This window comes from Microbacterium sp. NPDC080005 (genome assembly GCF_040702445.1).
Classification (GTDB): domain Bacteria; phylum Actinomycetota; class Actinomycetes; order Actinomycetales; family Microbacteriaceae; genus Microbacterium; species Microbacterium oleivorans_D.
The window spans coordinates 1,133,677-1,152,385 of sequence record NZ_JBFBLD010000002.1; the positions used below are offsets into that span (position 1 = coordinate 1,133,677).

An 18,709-nucleotide genomic window follows, 5' to 3' on the forward strand; every position below is an offset into this window, starting at 1 on the left:
CCGAGGGAACGGTCTGCGCGTACCTGCGGGCGCCAGATGTTCTCTCGCGAGCGGATGCCGCGCCACCGGGCGCCGGCGTCAGCGGGCGACGAGCTTGCCGGCGCGCAGCACGCCGCGCACACGGCCGAGTGCAGTGATGTCGCGAGTCGGGTTGCCGTCGATGAGGACCAGGTCGGCGGGCGCGCCGGCGCGTACGCGGCCGTGGCCGGTCATGCCGAAGTGCTCGGCGGTCGCCGACGTCGCGCTGCGGAAGGCCGCGGCGGCGCCGGGGCCGCACTCCGCGATGCAGGCGATCTCGGTCGCGAGGGAGTCGAACGGCGACCGGTGCCAGCCCGCGTCGGTGCCGGCCGCGTAGCGGACGCCGGCGGCGGCGAGCTTCGCGAACTGCGACATCCCGTTGTCGAAGCGTCGCTGCCAGGCGTCGACCGTCGCGGCATCCGCGCCGAGCGCGATCTGGTGGTCGCGCATGTACAGCCGCACCGACAGAGTGGGCGTGACGACGACACCAGCTTCGGCCATGGCGTCCGCGAGCTCGGCGTCGAAGGCGCTCCCGCCGGCACCGTCGGTCGCGAAGCCGGCGTGCTCGATGTGGTCGGCCCCGGCGCGGACGGCGCGCCGCATCCCCTCCGCGCTCAGGCAGTGCATCGTCACCTTCACGCCTCGAGCATGTGCCGCGCCCACGATCGAAGCGAGCTCCGCTTCGGAGTACGAAGGCTCCCACGGGATCGTCCCAGGGGTCCCGCCGCCTGTCGCCATGACCTTGATCCAGTCGGCGCCGGCGTCGATCTGCAGGTCGACGCGGTCCCGCACACCCGCTTCGCCGTCGGCGACGCCGCCGAAGAACCAGCCGTGCCCCGCGGTCGTCGTGATGGGTGGGCCCGCAAGGAGGAGATGGGGGAGGGATGCCGCGTCGCCCGCGCGCCGTGCAGCGAAGCCGGTGTCGGTCTTCGAGCCGACGTCGCGGACGGTCGTGATGCCGCCACGCAGCGCGACGCGCGCATTCGCGAGCGTGGTCTCCACCAGTTCGTCGTCGGACGGCTTCGCGATGTTCGCCATCATCTCGCCGTCGGCGCGGAGGTTCAGGTGCACGTGCGCGTCGATGAGTCCGGGAACGAGTGTCGCGTCGCGATGATCGAGCACAGTTGCGTCCTCCGGTGCGTCATGACCGGGGACGATGGCGGTGACGGTGCCGTTGTCGACGAAGACGGCCGACGGGCCGGAGGTGCCGTCTTCGGGATCGACGACGGCACCGACGAGCAGAGCGAGGGTCATCCGGATGTCCCGTCCGCAGCATCCGTCATCGTCGCGCGCAGTCGGTCGTATGCGCCTTGCACGTGCGTCGTGATCATCTCGCGTGCGATGGCCGCATCCCGGCGTCGGATGACTTCGACGAGATCGCGGTGCTCGGTGAGTGAGATCGCGAGGTAGTCGTGATTGGCGTTGGCCCGGGTGAGGAGGAAGAGCAGCATCTGTGAACGGATGGTGTGCCACGCGGTGGTGAGGCGCTCGTGTCGCGCGGCGGCATAGATGGCGTCGTGAAAGCGGATGTCCATCTGGCTGAGTTGATGGAGGTCACCGTTCGCGATCGCGGCTTCCATCTCGACGGTGACGGCGTGCATCGCCTTCAGATCCTCCTCGGTGGCGAGCTCGGTCGCGCGTTCGATCGCGAACGCCTCCAGCGTCGTTCGCAGGCTTGTGAGCTCGGCGATGTCGTCGATGCCGAGGCGGACGACGGAAGCACCGCGATGCAGCTCTATGGTGACCAGACCCTCGTTCCGGAGTTGCATGAGCGCTTCTCGTACCGGTCCGCGGCTCACGTCGAGTTGATGCGCGATCTCCACCTCGCCGAGCCGATCGCCGACGGCGAAGACGCCATCGAAGATTGCTTGACGAATGCTCGAGGTGACCTCGTCCGCGAGTCCGGTCCGTTTCGCCGGACGGATGCCTTCGATACTGCCGCTCATATTGCCCCCGGATCGTATGATTGTCGACAACTTGCAATTTAACAGGTGGCGGTCCGTGGAGCCGCCCGGCATCCGCCCAGCCCGCCGCCGGTAGCCTGGAAGGCATGACCGAGTCCACTCCCGCGCGCCCCGAGGGCATGTCCGCCGTGCGCACGACGACGGCCAAGCAGGTCCGTCCCGCGACCGAGGGGTGGACGCAGGCGAAGGATGCCGAGGGTCGCCCGCTCCTGCAGTTCGCGAGCCCCAAGCGCGGCAAGCCGCCCGTGCACCTCGCAGACCTCGATCACGATGCGCGCGTCGAGAAGCTGAAGGAGCTCGGGATGCCGGGGTTCCGCGCCGCTCAGCTCGAGAAGCACTACTTCCAGCACTACACCTCCGACCCCCTCCACATGACCGACCTTCCGGCGGCGAGCCGCGAAGAGCTCGTCGGCGGTCTGCTGCCGAACCTCATGACCGAGGTGCGCCGCCTCGAGACCGACGGCGGCGACACGATCAAATTCCTGTGGCGCCTGCACGACGGCGCGCTCGTCGAGTCCGTGCTCATGCGGTACACCGGGCGCATCACGCTGTGCGTGTCGAGCCAGGCCGGGTGCGGCATGAACTGCCCGTTCTGCGCCACCGGGCAGGCGGGCCTGACGCGCAACATGTCGGCGGCCGAGATCGTCGACCAGGTCGTCCGCGCCAACCGCCTCATCGCCGACGGAGGCCTCGGTGACCCCCGCAAGGTCGGGCACAAGGACGAGCGCGTCACCAACATCGTCTTCATGGGCATGGGTGAGCCTCTCGCCAACTACGCCCGCGTCATGCAGGCCGTCCGCACGATGGTCGACAAGAAGCACGGCCTCGGGATGAGCGCGCGCGGCATCACGGTCTCGACCGTCGGCCTCGTGCCCGCGATCCGCAAGCTGAGCGCGGAAGAGATCCCGGTCACGTTCGCGCTGTCGCTGCATGCCCCCGACGACCACCTGCGCGACGAGCTCATCCCGGTCAACTCCCGCTGGAAGGTCGATGAGGCCCTCGACGCCGCCCGCGAGTACTTCGACAAGACCGGCCGTCGCGTCTCGATCGAGTACGCCCTCATCAAGGACATGAACGACCACGCCTGGCGCGCCGATCTCCTCGCCGAGAAGCTCAACGCCCGCGGCCGCGGCTGGGTGCACGTGAATCCCATCCCGCTCAACCCGACGCCCGGCTCGATCTGGACGTCGTCCGACGTCGACGTGCAGAACGAGTTCGTCCGGCGCCTCAACGATGCGGGCATCCCGACGACACTCCGCGACACGCGCGGCAAGGAGATCGACGGGGCCTGCGGTCAGCTCGTCGCGACCGAGGAGGACCAGGCCGCGGCAGCATCGGTCTGACCGGGTCAGGCCTGGCTTACCCGTCTGGTTCGAGGGGTGATTCCGCCGGCGGCGTAACCCTGTCAAGGGCTGCGGAGTCGACCGCGGCGCGAGAGTAGCGTCGGATCCATGGTCAACTATCGATTCCTGGGCAACAGCGGCCTGAAGATCACCGAACTCACCTACGGCAACTGGCTCACCCACGGCTCGCAGGTCGAGAACGACGCGGCGATCGCGACGGTTCACAAGGCCCTCGATCTCGGCATCACCTCGTTCGACACTGCGGATGCGTACGCGAACACCGCCGCCGAGTCCGTCCTCGCCGAAGCGCTGGGAGGTCAGCGCCGCGAGTCACTCGAGATCTTCACGAAGGTCTACTGGCCGACCGGTCCCAAGGGGCCGAACGACCACGGTCTGTCCCGCAAGCACCTGCTCGAGGGCATCAACGGCTCGCTGAAGCGCCTGGGCACTGACTACGTCGACCTCTATCAGGCGCACCGCTACGACTACGAGACCCCGCTCGAAGAGACGATGCAGGCGTTCGCCGACATCGTCCGTCAGGGCAAGGCGCTCTACATCGGTGTCAGCGAGTGGACCGCGGAGCAGCTGCGGGCCGGCCACGCGCTCGCGAAGGAGCTCGGCTTCCAGCTGATCTCGAACCAGCCGCAGTACTCCGCGCTGTGGCGGGTCATCGAGGGCAAGGTCGTCCCCACCTCCGAGGAGCTCGGCATCTCGCAGATCGTCTGGTCGCCGCTCGCGCAGGGCGTCCTGACGGGCAAGTACCAGCCCGGTCAGCCGGCGCCCGAGGGTTCGCGCGCGACGGATGAGAAGGGCGGGTCCGACATGATCAAGCGCTTCATGAAGGATGAGACCCTCACCGCGGTGCAGAAGCTGCAGCCGATCGCCGAGGGGGCGGGCATCACGATGCCGCAGCTCGCCCTCGCGTGGGTGCTGCACAACCCGAACATCGCCGCCGCCATCATCGGGGCGTCGCGTCCCGAGCAGCTCGAGGACACCGTGAAGGCGTCGGGTATCGAGCTCGACGACGACACGTACGCGGCGATCAACGACGCGCTCGCGCCCGCCGCGGTGACCGACCCGGAGGAGACGTACTCCGTCTCGCCGAAGTCCCGTCTGATCTGACGAGCGCCGCACGTCCGTGGCCTCGCACAGCGCCGGCATCCTGCTCTACCGTCTCGACGGTCAGGGCAGGGTGTCGGCGTTCGTCGCTCACATGGGCGGACCGTACTGGGCGAGCAAGGACGAGGGTGCCTGGTCGATCCCCAAGGGGGAGCTCGAGGACGGCGAGGATGCGCTGGATGCCGCGAAACGGGAGTTCCGCGAAGAGCTCGGTGTCCCCGCGCCCGACGCCGATTACGCCGAACTCGGCACGTTCTCGTACTCATCGGGCAAGCGCGTGACGGTGTTCGTCGCGGACGGTGCCGGCTTCGACGCCGAAGAGTTCACCTTCGGCGAGTTCGAGATGGAGTGGCCGCCGCGCTCAGGCAAGAGCGACGCATTCCCCGAGGTCGACCGTGCCGAGTGGATGCCGCTGGCCCGGGCGCGCGAACGGGTCGTGAAGGGGCAGCAGCCCGCGTTCGACCGGTTGGCGGAACTGCTGTCTCAGGCTCGCTGAGTCAGCGCTTCTTCTTCGGCGCTTCGGACACGTCGAGCTTCTCGTGCAAGCCTCCGAGCGATGACCACGCCGATTCCTTGCCGGATGCCGCGTGTTCCGCCCCGCGCACCGCGCGCTCGTCGGCCCACTCGTTGAGGATGTGGCCGCGGTGCCCTCGGACGTGCTCGAGGACGACGTCGGGGAGGCCCGCCGCGCGTCGCGCGTCGCGCGCGGAGATGAGCTTCTCGAGGAGGTCGACGTTCTTGGTGGGCGCGCCGGTCGAGGTCTTCCAGCCGCGACGGCGGTGGCCGTCCATCCATTTCTCGTAGGTGTCGATGGCGTACTTCGAGTCGGCCTGCACGACGAGGTCACGCACGTCGGTGTGGTCCTCGATCGCCTTCAGCAGTCCCATCAGCTCGCCCACGTTGTTCGTCCCCTGGATGATCGAGCCTGCGGCCCAGTGGCCGTCCTCACCGACCCACGCCCAGCCCGTCGGTCCGGGATTGCCCTTGCAGGCGCCGTCGGTGGCCACGACATAGCGGGAGGATTCGGTCACCCGACAACGCTACCCGCGCGCGGCGCGGCGGCCGCGCGCGGGAGGGTGTCACGGGCGCAGCAGAACCTTGCCGACGCGGCCGGCGGTCAGGCTCGCCCGGGCGGCGTCGCGCGCCTGCTCGAGGGGGAACGTGGCCGACACCGGGAGGGTGAGGACACCGGAGGAAAGGTGCTGAGCGAGCTCGCCGAAGAGTCGGCCCCGCTTGGCGGCATCCATCTCGGTGCTCACCTTGCTGCCCCAGAATCCCTTGATCGTGATGTGGCGGAAGATGACAGGGCCCGAGGTGAGCTGCATGACGGGGGCGTCCATCGCGCCGAAGACGACGAGCGTCGCGTTCTCTCCGAGGAGCGAGAGGACGTGGCCGCTCGACTCGCCGCCCACCGAGTCGACGCCGGCGATGATGGAGGCGCCACCGGTGATCTCGGCGACCTCGTCCTGCCAGTCGTCGGTGTCGACGGCGACGACGCGATCGATGCCCTGCTCGGCGAGTTCGGCGACGGCGGCGCTCCGACGGACGAGGCCGACGACGTTGAGCCCGCGTGCGCGGCCGATCTGGGCGACCATGCGCCCGACCGCGCCGTTGGCGGCGTTCTGGACGAGCCAGTCACCGGGCTTCAGATCGAGGAAGTCGATGAGGCTGATGGCGCTGAACGGCATCGACACGAGCTGGGCCGCCTGCTCGTCGGGGAGGTCCTCGGGAACCGGGATGAGGGTCGCGGCGCGGGCGATGAACTGCTCGGCCCACACGCCGAAAGTGCCGCCGGTGGCCACGCGCTGCCCGACCTGAAGATTCTCGACGCCCTCGCCGAGCTCTTCGACGACACCGACAGCCTCGGTGCCGGAGCGGGCAGGAAGCTCGGGCTTGTAGCCGTAGGTCCCGCGGACCGTCCACAGGTCGTGGTTGTGGATCGGTGAGGCGAGCAGTCGCACGCGAACCTCTCCCGAATCCGGCGTCGGGTCGGGGGTCTCGGTGATCTCGAGGACGTCGGCCGGTTCGCCGAAGACGGGGTGGGTGACTGCGCGCATGTTTCCTCCAGGCGTCATTTTGTAACGATCGGTCTAATATAGTACGGACGGCCGAGAGGAGCATCCATGGGGCGCACGGCGACATTCGATCGCGGGGACGTCGTCCGCGCCGCGCGCGACGTGTTCTGGTCGCGCGGCTACGCGGAGGCGGGCATCGGCGAGCTCGAGGAGGCCACGGGGCTCAATCGCTCGAGCCTGTACCACGCGTTCGGCAGCAAGAAGGGCCTCTTCGAGGCGGTAGTCGCGGCCTACCTCGAGGAGATCGTCCGTAGGCGCCTCGCACCGCTGCAGCGATCGGATGCCGCGGCCACGGCGCTCGCCGACTACGTCGCCGAGATGCGCGAGGCCATCGCCGGCGGATCACCGCGTGCACGGTCGGGCTGTCTGCTGATCAACGCCGCCTGCGGCCCCCTCGTGGACGACGAGCCGGAGCTGCGAGCGATCGTCACTCGCTATGCGGACGAGCTTCGGGAGGGCGTCGCCCGCGGAGTGGCCGCGGCTCGGCCCGGCCTGTCCGAGGCAGCCCGGGCGCCGCTCGCCGAGGCCGTCGCGTCTCTGGTCATCGCCGCGTTGGCGATCGCCCGGACCGATCCGGACGCCGCGGTCCGCAGTCTCGATGCGGTCGCCCCGCTCGTCGCGGGCTGGGGAGCCTGACTCCGCCACTCGGCCGTACGCGAAGGCAATGTGTACATTGATCGCTTGGTAGGAGGAGACTAGTCCAAGGTTCTCAGGCGGTGCATACAATGGCGAAGTGAGCCCCGGGAACCGCGCCAGCGACCGGGCCTACGCGACCCTCCTCGACGAGATCCAGTCGGGCACACTCGCCCCGGGAACCGTCATCAGCGAGACGGAGCAGGCGGCCCGCCTCGGCGTCAGTCGCACACCACTGCGCGAGGCGCTCGCGCGACTTGCGGCGCACAGCCTCGTCACACAGGTCTCGCCGCGGGTCACCGTCGTCAGTGGCGTCGAGGCCGACGACATCCGCGCTCTCTTCGACGTGCGCCGCGCGCTCGAGGAGACGGCGGCGCGGCTCGCTGCCCGCACGCCCGACCGCTCGGCATTCGCGGCCCTCGCCGCAGCCTTCGCCGACATCCAGGCGGCGGGCGGTCCCGCCGGGGACGCCGACGGGTACTACGCCCTCATCGCCCGCTTCGACGCCGAACTCGACGCCGCAGTCCGCAACGACTACCTCACGTCTGCGCTGCACACCGTCCGCACGCACCTCGTCCGGGTGCGCCGACTCGCGCGCGACAATCCGGAACGGCTCACCGCCTCGGTCGCCGAGCACCGCCTCATCGCGAGCGCGATCGTCGCCGGCGACGGCGACCTGGCGGCCCACGCCACGCACGTCCATCTGCACAACGCGCTCGCCTCGATCCTCGACTCCCTGTCCGCCATCCCGGAGGAAACGCCATGACCGTCACCCACCACGTCCGTGTGTACCGCAGCGACGAGCCGCTGCCCCGCGAGGAGCAGCTCGCCTACAAGATCGCGCAGGTCGCGGTCGACCCCGTGGCCGTCGAGGACGACGTCGTCGACATGATCGTGAACCGCATCATCGACAACGCGGCGGTGGCCGCCGCATCCCTCACCCGCCGCCCCGTCAGCTCCGCACGCACCCAGGCGCTCTCGCACCCCGTCTCGACCGGCGGGCACGGCGGCACGGTGTTCGGCGTCCCGAACGAGACCCGCACCAGCCCCGAGTGGGCGGCGTGGGCGAACGGCGTCGCCGTCCGTGAGCTCGACTACCACGACACGTTCCTGGCGGCGGAGTACTCGCACCCGGGCGACAACATCCCCGCGATCCTCGCCGTCGCCCAGCACGTCGGGGCCGACGGCGCCGCGCTCGTCCGAGGGCTCGCGACCGGCTACGAGGTCCAGGTCGACCTCGTCCGCGCCATCAGCCTGCACAAACACAAGATCGACCACGTCGCCCACCTCGGCCCGTCGGCCGCCGCGGGGATCGGAACGCTGCTGGGGCTGGACGTCGACACGATCTATCAGGCCGTCGGGCAGGCGCTCCACACCACGACCGCGACGCGTCAGTCGCGCAAGGGCGAGATCTCGACGTGGAAGGCGCACGCGCCGGCCTTCGCCGGGAAGATGGCCGTCGAGGCGGTCGACCGTGCGATGCGCGGCGAGACCTCGCCGTCCCCGATCTACGAGGGCGAGGACGGCGTCATCGCGTGGCTCCTCGACGGCAAGGACGCCGCGTACGAGGTTCCGCTCCCCGCTGCGGGGGAGCCGAAGCGGGGCATCCTCGACACATACACCAAGGAGCACTCGGCCGAGTATCAGGCGCAGGCGTGGATCGACCTCGCCCGCAAGCTCGGCACCCAGCGGCCCGAGCTGCGGGACCCGGCGAACGTCGCGCAGATCGTCCTGCACACGAGCCACCACACGCACTACGTGATCGGCTCGGGCGCCGGGGATCCGCAGAAGTACGACCCGACGGCGTCCCGCGAGACCCTCGACCACTCGATCCCGTACATCTTCGCCGTCGCGTTGCAGGACGGCGGCTGGCACCACGTCGACTCGTACACGCCCGAGCGCGCCGGCCGCCCCGACACGGTGGCCCTGTGGCACAAGGTGACGACCGCTGAGGATGCCGAGTGGACGCGGCGCTATCACTCCGAGGATCCCGACGAGAAGGCGTTCGGCGGGCGTGTGGAGATCACGCTCACCGACGGGTCGACGGTCATCGACGAGATCGCCGTGGCCGACGCGCACCCGCTGGGGGCGAGGCCGTTCGCGCGGGGGGACTACATCCGCAAATTCCGCCTCCTGGCCGAGCCGGTGCTCGAGGCCGCCGAGATCGAGCGGTTCCTCGCACTTGTGCAGCGCCTGCCCGAACTCACCGCGGACGAAGTCCGTCAGCTGGACTTCGTGGCCGCGCCCGGCGTCCTCGCGGCCGCCCCCGCCCCGAAGGGACTTTTCTGATGGAGAGCGTGGTCGGCCGCGCGTTCGGCATCCAGTCCCTGCTCTCGGGAGCCGATCGTCGTCCGGCCGCGGAAACCCGCGATTCCGGGACGCACGGTGAGATGCGGCATCCGTCGGGACTGAATTCGGAACGCGGTCGCATCGAGAGAGGGACCCGCTGATGCTGTACGCACAGATCCCGGCGCACGAGAAGCGCCGCCTGTTCCGCGAGCGGCTCGCCTCGGGGGAGCTGCTGCGATTCCCCGGAGCGTTCAACCCGCTGTCGGCCCGCCTCATCGAGCGGAAGGGGTTCGAGGGCGTCTACATCTCGGGCGCCGTCCTGTCCGCCGATCTCGGGCTCCCCGACATCGGGCTGACGACGCTGACCGAGGTCGCGGCGCGCGGTCAGCAGATCGCCCGCACGACCGAGCTGCCCGCGATCATCGACGCCGACACCGGCTTCGGCGAGCCGATGAACGTCGCCCGTACGATCCAGACGCTCGAGGACGCCGGCATCGCCGGGGCCCACATCGAGGACCAGGTGAACCCCAAGCGGTGCGGCCACCTCGACGGAAAGGCGGTCGTCGATGAGGGCACAGCGCTCAAGCGGATCCGCGCCGCCGTCGACGCGCGTCGCGAACCGAACTTCCTCGTGATCGCGCGCACCGACATCCGTGCGGTCGAGGGACTGGATGCCGCGACCGACCGTGCTCGCAAGCTGGTGGACGCCGGCGCCGACGCGATCTTCCCCGAGGCGATGCGCACGCTCGAGGAGTTCGCGGCCGTGCGCGCCGCCGTCGACGTGCCGATCCTCGCCAACATGACCGAGTTCGGCAAGAGCGACCTGTTCACGGTCGACCAGCTGCGGGACGTCGGGGTGAACATCGTCATCTGGCCGGTGTCGCTGCTGCGGATGGCGATGGGCGCCGCCGAGCGTGCGCTCGATACGCTGATCGACGAAGGGCACCTCACGTCGCGTCTCGATGAGATGCAGCACCGCGCCGATCTTTACGACCTCATCGACTACGAGTCGTACAACCACTTCGACACGAACGTCTTCACCTTCCGGATCGACCGATGACGGTCGAGGAAAAGGAGCGAGCATGACCGACCCCGACATCAAGAAGGGTCTCGCGGGCGTCTACGCCGACACGACCTCGATCAGCAAGGTCAACCCCGAGACGAACTCGCTGCTCTATCGCGGGTACCCCGTCCAGGAACTCGCCGCGACGCGGTCCTTCGAGGCCGTCGCCTACCTGCTGTGGCACGGCGAACTTCCGACCGATGATCAGCTCGCGGAACTCCACGCGGTGGAGCGGGCGAACCGCGCACTCCCCGAGGACGTGCGGTCCTTCATCGACGCCATGCCCGTCTCGGCCCATCCGATGGACGAGGCCCGCACCGTCGTCAGCCTGCTCGGAGCATTCGAGACGGCCGGGATCGACAACGTGCTCGACGCCGCGGGGACACCGGCAGAGAATCTGGACCGCAGCATCCGTCTGTTCGCGATCCTTCCCGCTGTCGTCGCCTATGGGCAGCGTCGTCGTCGCGGTCAGGACCTCGTCGAACCGCGCGAAGAGCTCGGCTACGCCGCGAACTTCCTGTGGATGACCTTCGGCGAGGATCCGGACGAGGTCGTCGTCGACGCGTTCAACCGCTCGATGATCCTCTACGCGGAGCACTCGTTCAACGCCTCGACCTTCACGGCCCGCGTGATCGCCTCGACGCTCAGCGATCTGTACTCGTCGGTCGTCGGCGCGGTCGGCGCCCTCAAGGGACCGCTGCACGGCGGTGCGAACGAGGCCGTCATGCACATCTTCGACGAGATCGGCGCGGCCGACGCGGTCGTCCCGTGGCTCGACGAAGCGCTCGCCGCCAAGCGGAAGATCATGGGGTTCGGCCACCGCGTCTACAAGCGCGGCGACTCCCGCGTGCCCACGATGAAGGCCGCGCTCGACGCGCTCGTCGCCCACTACGACCGCCCGGATGTCGCCGAGCTGTACGAGACGCTGGAGTCCGAGTTCGTCTCACGCAAGGGCATCTACCCGAACCTCGACTACCCCTCCGGTCCCGCCTACAGCCTGATCGGCTTCGACACGCTCACCTTCACGCCGCTGTTCATCGCGGCGCGGATCACCGGGTGGACGGCGCACATCATGGAGCAGCAGGCATCCAACGCCCTCATCCGGCCCCTGTCCGCTTACGACGGTGCCGACGAGCGCCACGTCGACGGGTACGTTCCGGATGCCGCCGAGGTCGAGGCGCTGGAGCGGCCGGAGGAAGCGGCGGGCTGATCGTCCCCACGGCGGACGCCCGGACGTGGTATCCAGGAGTCCTGTGTGACCGGGGTCGAGCCCATTTCTCCCCGGCGCGTGACCCTGGGGGGAATCCATGACCGTACGTCCTGCGCGGACGCGGGGGGCGGCGCGCATCGCGCTTGCCGCCGCCGTGACCGCCGTCCTCATCGGCTCGCTGACCGCGGCGCCGGCTAACGCCGTCTCCAAGGACCCGGGGCTGTTCTGCGATCTGCCCGGGCAGCGTCTCGCGATCTCGCCGATCAGCGGTTTGAAGGACGGCGAGAAGATCACCTGGCGCTCTACGACGAAGGGCACGACGCCCACGACCTTCACCGGTGAGTACGTCGGCAAGCTCGACAACGGGCTCGGAACGGACGCGAACGGCAAGCCCCGCGACCTGCTGCTCGTGAAGCTCGACGGTGACGTCGTCAACGGCACTGACGGATCGCTTGCCGCAGGAGTGTGGGCGGGCGCCTCTGGGTCACCGGTCTACGACGCGAACGGCGCCCTCATCGGTGCCGTCTCGTACGGGTTCAGCGCGCTCCCCGACAATGTCGCCGGTGTGACCCCCGCAGCGTACATGAAGACGCTCGGCACCCTGCCGACGACGAAGAAGCTCAGCGCCTCCCAGACGCAGACGGTCGAGCGCCTCGCCGACGCGGCGCCGTCGGCGCGCCGCAGCGCCCCCGCCAGCAGCACCCTGAACCGGTTCGAACCGGTCCGCGTGACGATCGGCGCCTCCGCCGCCCAGCTCGACGAGGAGACGGACGCGCTCGCCGATCGCGTGACGGGGTTCCGCGGGGTCACCGCGACCGGCCGTGCCGTCCCCGGCGGAGAGAGGCGGGCATCCGACTACTCGATCGTCGCGGGCGGCAACATCGCCGTCTCCTACGGGTACGGCGCGGTGACCGAGGCGAGTGTCGGCACGGTCACCGCCGTCTGCGGCAACGAGGTGTTCGCGTACGGCCACCCCAACATGGGCAACTCGAAGCTCGTCGCCAACATCCACGGGGCGTCCGCCGCGCGCATCGTGCCCGACCTGATGGGGTCGTACAAGCTGATCAGCGCCATCGGCAAGGTGAAGGGGAAGCTCGTCGACGACCGGCTCGCGGGAGTCCGCGGTGTGCTCGGTGCGGGTGCGACGACGATCCCGGTTCGGACGTCGAGCGCCGTCGGCGACATCCGCACCGCGGTGACCACCCACGTCTCCGAGCCCGGTTTCATCGCCGCTGCCGCGTACGCGCAGCTCGCTGCGGAAGCCGTCCGCATGCTCGACAATGAGCAGGCCGGGTCTGCTCGCATCGAGTGGACCATCCAGTATCGACGGGCCGACGGCGCGACAGCGACCTTGAAGAACACCAACCGGTACGCCAGCCTGGCTGAACTGCCCTACCTGGTGGGCGATGATGTCGCCAACGACGTCGCTTCGCTTCAGGGGAATCCGTTCGAGGATGTCCGCATCCTGTCCGTCAACGTCCTGAGTCGATTCGAGGCTGACTATCGTGCCGCGTCCTTCAGTGGCGTGCAGATCCTCAGGAGCGGCAAGTGGGTGAACGTCGCTCCGACCGGTGTCGTCTCCAACGTCGAGCGCGGCAAGTCCTACTCATTCCGCGCGGTCCTCAAGCCCGCCCCCGGCGCGACGAGGGTGACCGAGTACGGCACGTTCACTGTCAGGGTGCCCAAGGATGTACGCACGGCCTACCAGTTCGAGCTGTTCGCTCCGGACCCGGACGACTACTTCGAGCGACCGCAGCCGCGGAGTTTCGCCCAGCTCGTGTCCCAGCTCGACGCGAATTACCGCTCTGACGTCATCACGCGGCAGACGGCTTACACCGCCATGTCGGGAAAGCGGAAGACGAGTCAATCGACGATCGTCACGCCCACCCTGCTCGTCGCTGACGAAGCCTCCGCCTTCGTCAGACTGGAAGTCTCCGCCAAGCGCTGACCAGTCAGACCGGTCGTCGCCCTGTCCGGGCGGCGGCCGGTCTGCGAGCATGAGGGGATGACGGATACCTCATCCGAGCGCATCGCCATCGTCGCCGGTGCTCGCACCCCCGTCGGACGTTTCGACGGTGCGTTCCGCGACACCCCCGCGCACGAACTCGGCGCGCAGGCGGTGACGGCGGCACTGGGCCGATCAGGCGTCGACCCGGCGCGTGTCGGCGAGGTCGTGGTCGGCACGATCGGCCAGGTGGCAGGTGATGCCTACATTGCCCGTCGCATCGCGCTGGCGGCGGGTCTCGCCGACGACACTCCGGCGTTCACGGTGAACCGGCTGTGCGGATCGGGCCTGCAGTCCATCTGGTCGGCGGCGCAGGAATTGCGCTGGGGTGGCATCGACGTCGCCGTGGCGGGTGGCGCCGAGAACATGACGCGGATGCCGTTCTACGACATGGACGCCCGGTCCGGGGCGACCCTCGGTCACCGCCGACTGCTCGACGGCACCCTCGCCATGCTCACCGACCCGTTCAGCGGGAAGCACATGGGGACGACGGCCGAGACGGTCGCGGAGCGATTCGGGGTCACCCGCGGGGAGCAGGATGCCTACGCCCTCGAATCGCAGCGACGTGCATCGACGGATGCCGCCCGCTCGGCGTTCGCGGAGGAGATCGCGCCGACGACGACCACGGGCCGTCGGCCGGTCGAGGTGACGGTCGACGAGCATCCCCGACCCGACACGACCCTCGAAGCGTTGGCCCGTCTGCGTCCTGCGTTCACTCCGGGCGGGACCGTCACCGCCGGGAACGCCTCGGGCATCAACGACGGCGCCGCGGCGACCGTGCTGATGCGCGAGTCCGACGTCCGGGCAGAGGGCCTCACCGCCCTCGCGACGATCGAGGCCGTGACGACCGCTGCGCTCGACCCCGCGATCATGGGGTACGCCCCCACGCTCGCCCTCAAGAAGCTGTTCGCGCAGACAGGCCTCACGCCCGCCGACGTCGCGACGGTCGAGCTCAACGAGGCGTTCGCGTCGCAGGTCATCGCTGTCATACGCGACACCGGGCTCGACCCGCAACGGACGAACCCGTACGGCGGCGCGATCGCACTGGGTCACCCCGTCGGAGCGACCGGGACGATCCTGACGGTTCGCGCCGCGTTGACCCTGCAGCGGACGGGGGCGGAGTACGCGATCGTCACGATGTGCATCGGCGGCGGCCAGGCGCTCGCCGCGCTGCTGCGTCGCTGGGACGGCTGAGCACGGCGAGCGCCTGACCGGGGTCAGGTCCGCTGGCGGCGCCGGCGCACGAGCACCGCGCCCAGCACGAGCAGGATGCCCGCGCCGCCGAGGAGCGTCACAAGCGGCCCGGCGTCCCCGCCCGTGCTCGCGAGGCTCCCGGCCAGGACGACCGTGATCGGAACGCGGATGTCATCCTCGCCATCGGTGCTCAACACGAGGGTGTGCGCGCCGGTCGCGAAGTCGCCCGGGATCGTGACCGTGAACGCCGTGCGGCCGTCGGCATCCGCGGCGGGAATCCCGTCGATCACGAGCGGCCCGCTGGACAGCGTCGCGCTGACCTGCTGGCCCGGTGTGAGGCCCGACAGTTCCACGCGGAACGAGTCGCCCTGCTCGATGGTCGTCGCGCTCAGCGTGACGGTCGCCCAGGGGGCGGTCTCCCCGGGCTCTGTCGGCTCACCGGGCTCGGTCGGCTCACCGGGCTCGACCGGCTCACCGGGCTCGGTCGGCTCGGTGACCTTGACCGCGCGACCGAGCGGGGCCGGGTCGACGATGTCACGCGAGGCGAAGTAGTCGACCGTGGCGGCGAGGTCGATCTGACCCGTGTCGGTTCGCGTGGTGCCCTCGGCGAAGGCCGAGAAGCCGTCTCCACCAGCCGCGAGGAACGAGTTCGTGACGACCGTGAAGACGTCGTCCGGCTGGATCTCCTCGCCCCGGTATGTCATCGATGTGACCTCACCCGCGCGTCCGACGGTCTCCCCCGGCAGCGGCGCGACCTCGGTGTACTCGTACGAGAAGCCGTCCGAGACGCCGAGGTGCAGCTTCGGGCGCTCACCCTCCGCCTTCCACTGCTGCTCGAGGATGGCCTTCAGCTGCGCACCCGTCAGCGGCACCGTCACGAGCGTGTTCGCGAACGGCTGCACGTCGGCGGCCTCGCGGTAGCTGACGACACCGTCCTCGCCGTACAGCAGGTCGGCACGCAGACCACCCGGGTTCATGAGGGCGATCTGCGCGGGCGTGCCGCTGTAGTCGTCGTTCGACGTCGCCCACAGGTACACGTCGGCGACCCAGTTGCCGAGCGTCGACTCCACGCCGCGGTCGGAGCCTTCGGTACCCCCGCGCAGGATGTCGTCGCTGATGCGACCGACCTCCTTCGACCCCTCCTCGTCGGCGAATGCCGTCGCGTCGGCGACGATCTCGGCGACCTCGGGATCGGCGGTGTAGCCGCCGTCGGCGAGGACCTCGGTCGCGCCGGTGATCGACAGGAGCTCCTTGCTGGACCGGTCGACCTCGAGAGCGAGGCGGCCCATCGCCGTGCCGTACTGCGCGGCCTGGATCACCGGTCGCGTCTCGCCCTCCGGTCCGGCGACCTCACACGCGTAGGTCTGGTGCGTGTGGGCGGACACGATCGCGTCGATCTCGCCGGATGCGCCGCGGACCAGCTTGCCGAAGTCCGACGGGTCGGATGCCACGACGTCGCAGTCGTTCGACGTCGCCGTCCCCGAATGGGTCAGCAGCACCGTCACGTCGGCGAGGTCCTCGTCGGCGATCCGGCCGGCGACGCGGTTCGCGGCCTCGAGCTGGTCGCCGAACTCGATGTCGGCGATGCCGTCGGGGCTGACCATCGTGGCGGTGTCCGTCGTGACCGTCCCGATGAAGGCCACGCGCACGCCGTCGACGGTCTTCACCGTGTACTCGCGGAGTGCCGGCGTCGTCGTGCCCTTCTCGTAGACGTTCGCTCCGAGGGCGAGCTCGTCGCTGCCGTACCGAGGGATGACGCGGCCGGTGAGGTCGGCGAAGCCGCGGTCGAACTCGTGGTTGCCGACCGCGGAGACATCGAGTCCCGCCGCGACCAGAGCGTCGATCGTGGGCACGTCGTCCTGGATGAACGACGTGAATGTCGAGGCGCCGATGTTGTCGCCCGCGGAGACGAACAGCGTGTTCGGGTTCTCCGCCTCGGCGGCGTCGACCGCGCCGGCGAGGACGGCGGCGCCGACCTCGCTGCCGTTCGCCTCGATGCGACCGTGGAAGTCGTTGATCGTGAGGATGTCGATGTCGATCGGGTCGAGAGCGTCCTCGATCGCGAACAGCGTCGTCGTGCCCGACACCTCGTTGCCGACGGCGAGCATCGGGATGCCGGTGGGCGAGGCGTCGGCAGGGATGAACGCGATGCTCTCGGGTCCCAGATCGCCCGCGGTCGCGAGGTCCCCGCCGTCGTCGACCGACTGCGAGAAGTCGCGGTTGTTGATGTAGGTGACGAAGTCAGGGGTGGTCGGTTCGGTGATGTCGTAGGCGGCGATCCCGCCGACACGTTCGAAGCCGATGAACGCGTACATGCGCCCGCTCAGCTCGCCGACGACGACGCTCTCGGGCTCGGGGCCCTTGTCATCGCTGCGCCCTTCGAGGTTCGACTCGGAGTGGTTCGAGTTGAAGAACTCCGGCGCCGCGGCGGCAGTGACCTCCTCGAAGCCAGAGCCAGAATCCCAGACGAGCTCGCCGTCCGTGGTCCAGATGGCGAACGATCGCCCGCCGAAGGAGTACAGCTCTTCGTAGCAGTCGCGTGCCTCGTCGAGGCCGTTCTCGATCGTGACGTTGAGACGGCCCAGGTCGGCGTCGCCGAGGAACGCGGCGGCCGGGCTGTCGTCGCAGACGGGGGACAGACCGTCGTCCCCGAGGTCCTTCACCCGGGCGGCTTCGACGTAGTCGCCCCATTCGCGGGCGTCGCCCTCGTTCGCCGTCACCAGGTACGTGGTGCCACTCGCGGTGTAGGAGTCGATCGCGTCGGGCTGGTAGATGCCCTTGAGTCCTTCGTATGTGCGGAGCTCGATGGCGTCGTCGCGATCGCTCGGATCGAGTGCGTTCTCGGGGAGGCCGTGGTCCTTGAACCCGAGGGCGTGAATGTCGGTGACGGCCGCCGAGGCGAGGTCGACGACGGCGATCGCGTTCGCCTCCTGCAGGGTGACGTAGGCGGTGCCGCCGTCGACGGTGATGTACTCGGGTTCGAGATTGCGGCTGACAGGCAAGTCGGCCTCCGGGGTGGGGCCGAACACGCGCACGTCGGGGTCGAGCGCGCCCTCAGCCTCGAAGGCGTGGAAGTCCGCGATGCGGACGGCGCTCTGCGCGGGGGCGACCTTGCCGGCGGGAAGAGCGACGACGCCGACGGATCCCTCGGGGTCGCTGCTGAAGTCGTCGGCGGGTTCGCCCTCGTTGGCGACGACGGCGTAGGCGCCGTCGGTCGAGATGGTGACCATGTCGGGCAGGGAGCCGACCTGGACGGTGCCGAGCACGGCGGTGTCGGCGGTGGGGGCATCCGCATCGAAGAACACGAGGTGACCCGGCGCGGTCTTGTCGGTCGCCTCGATGGCGACGACACCCAGCCCGTCCTCACGGATCGCGACGGAGTTCGCCACGCCGTCCGAGGCGATCGAGAACAGCTTGGTGGGCGCGGCAGGGTCGGCGGCGTCGAGGACGTCGACAACACCCGCCTGCGCGTTCACGACGAACAGGCGATCCCCGTGGGCCGCGACGATCTCGGCGGCGGAGGAGTCGAAGCTGCCGGTCTCGAAAGAGCCGACCGGGGTGAGGGTCAGGGCGGCGCCCTCGGCGGAGGTGGTGACGGGGTCGGGCACGACGGCGGCGCTCGCCGAGGTGGCGGCGGTGACGGCGATGGTGCAGGTGAGGGCGGTGATGGTGCCGAGCGCGAAGGCGCGTCGGGCGGTGCTGCGGAAGGCGTGCGAAGGCATCGGATTCCTCGGTGTCGGGGTGCTGCGCAAGGTGCGCCCCACCGTCTTATCGGCGGTGGGTGTCCGGGGCGTGT

At 69.6% G+C, this 18,709-nt stretch carries 15 protein-coding genes; 10 read left to right on the top strand and 5 right to left on the bottom strand.

The features are described 5' to 3' along the window. Nucleotides 1-78 precede the first annotated feature (78 nt). A complete protein-coding gene (locus AB0259_RS12315) occupies nt 79-1,272 on the bottom strand; it encodes an amidohydrolase family protein (RefSeq protein WP_366222850.1) in 1,194 nt (397 codons plus the stop codon). Continuing rightward, nucleotides 1,269-1,964: a GntR family transcriptional regulator gene (locus tag AB0259_RS12320; RefSeq protein WP_366222852.1), complete on the bottom strand. Its 696-nt coding sequence runs from the start codon at nt 1,962-1,964 to the stop codon at nt 1,269-1,271. The genes AB0259_RS12315 and AB0259_RS12320 overlap by 4 nt, the downstream gene beginning before the upstream one ends. A 137-nt stretch (nt 1,965-2,101) precedes the next feature. On the opposite strand from AB0259_RS12320, the gene rlmN reads away from it, so the two are divergent. The 3 genes from rlmN to AB0259_RS12335 all read left to right on the top strand — a co-directional run bounded on the left by rlmN (nt 2,102) and on the right by AB0259_RS12335 (nt 4,940). Continuing rightward, a complete protein-coding gene (gene rlmN / locus AB0259_RS12325) occupies nt 2,102-3,325 on the top strand; it encodes a 23S rRNA (adenine(2503)-C(2))-methyltransferase RlmN (protein WP_366222984.1) in 1,224 nt (407 codons plus the stop codon). 108 nt (nt 3,326-3,433) lie between these two features. Then, complete coding sequence (locus tag AB0259_RS12330; RefSeq protein ID WP_366222854.1) at nt 3,434-4,447, top strand: aldo/keto reductase family protein; 1,014 nt, start codon at nt 3,434-3,436, stop codon at nt 4,445-4,447. Nucleotides 4,448-4,463: 16 nt separating this feature from the next. Beyond that, a complete protein-coding gene (locus AB0259_RS12335; protein ID WP_251581617.1) occupies nt 4,464-4,940 on the top strand; it encodes an NUDIX domain-containing protein in 477 nt (158 codons plus the stop codon). A gap of 1 nt (nt 4,941) precedes the next feature. Here the strand turns inward: AB0259_RS12335 and AB0259_RS12340 are convergent, their stop codons facing one another. Both AB0259_RS12340 and AB0259_RS12345 read right to left on the bottom strand, forming a co-directional pair. Continuing rightward, a complete protein-coding gene (locus tag AB0259_RS12340) occupies nt 4,942-5,475 on the bottom strand; it encodes a ribonuclease H (protein ID WP_366222856.1) in 534 nt (177 codons plus the stop codon). Nucleotides 5,476-5,523: 48 nt separating this feature from the next. After that, nucleotides 5,524-6,501 (bottom strand): zinc-binding dehydrogenase, encoded by a 978-nt coding sequence (locus AB0259_RS12345; RefSeq protein WP_366222858.1) that lies wholly within the window; start codon nt 6,499-6,501, stop codon nt 5,524-5,526. 66 nt (nt 6,502-6,567) lie between these two features. On the opposite strand from AB0259_RS12345, the gene AB0259_RS12350 reads away from it, so the two are divergent. The 7 genes from AB0259_RS12350 to AB0259_RS12380 all read left to right on the top strand — a co-directional run bounded on the left by AB0259_RS12350 (nt 6,568) and on the right by AB0259_RS12380 (nt 14,913). After that, a complete protein-coding gene (locus tag AB0259_RS12350; protein WP_366222860.1) occupies nt 6,568-7,155 on the top strand; it encodes a TetR/AcrR family transcriptional regulator in 588 nt (195 codons plus the stop codon). A 97-nt stretch (nt 7,156-7,252) separates the two neighbouring features. After that, entirely contained in the window at nt 7,253-7,918 is a 666-nt protein-coding gene (locus AB0259_RS12355; RefSeq protein WP_366222861.1) for a GntR family transcriptional regulator, read from the top strand. Next, complete coding sequence (locus tag AB0259_RS12360; RefSeq protein ID WP_366222862.1) at nt 7,915-9,441, top strand: MmgE/PrpD family protein; 1,527 nt, start codon at nt 7,915-7,917, stop codon at nt 9,439-9,441. Before AB0259_RS12355 ends, AB0259_RS12360 begins: the two co-directional genes overlap by 4 nt. Nucleotides 9,442-9,601: 160 nt before the next feature. Next, nucleotides 9,602-10,501, top strand: a complete 900-nt coding sequence (prpB, locus tag AB0259_RS12365) for a methylisocitrate lyase (RefSeq protein WP_366222863.1) — start codon at nt 9,602-9,604, stop codon at nt 10,499-10,501. Between the two features lie 22 nt (nt 10,502-10,523). Continuing rightward, nucleotides 10,524-11,714, top strand: a complete 1,191-nt coding sequence (locus AB0259_RS12370) for a bifunctional 2-methylcitrate synthase/citrate synthase (RefSeq protein WP_366222864.1) — start codon at nt 10,524-10,526, stop codon at nt 11,712-11,714. A gap of 97 nt (nt 11,715-11,811) precedes the next feature. Further along, the gene (locus AB0259_RS12375) at nt 11,812-13,662 is read left to right on the top strand and encodes a hypothetical protein (protein ID WP_366222865.1); all 1,851 of its coding nucleotides are present in this window, start codon (nt 11,812-11,814) and stop codon (nt 13,660-13,662) included. A gap of 57 nt (nt 13,663-13,719) precedes the next feature. Further along, nucleotides 13,720-14,913: a thiolase family protein gene (locus tag AB0259_RS12380; RefSeq protein ID WP_366222866.1), complete on the top strand. Its 1,194-nt coding sequence runs from the start codon at nt 13,720-13,722 to the stop codon at nt 14,911-14,913. Between the two features lie 23 nt (nt 14,914-14,936). On the opposite strand, the gene AB0259_RS12385 is transcribed toward AB0259_RS12380, so the two are convergent. Beyond that, the gene (locus AB0259_RS12385) at nt 14,937-18,635 is read right to left on the bottom strand and encodes a choice-of-anchor I family protein (RefSeq protein ID WP_366222867.1); all 3,699 of its coding nucleotides are present in this window, start codon (nt 18,633-18,635) and stop codon (nt 14,937-14,939) included. Nucleotides 18,636-18,709 lie beyond the last annotated feature (74 nt).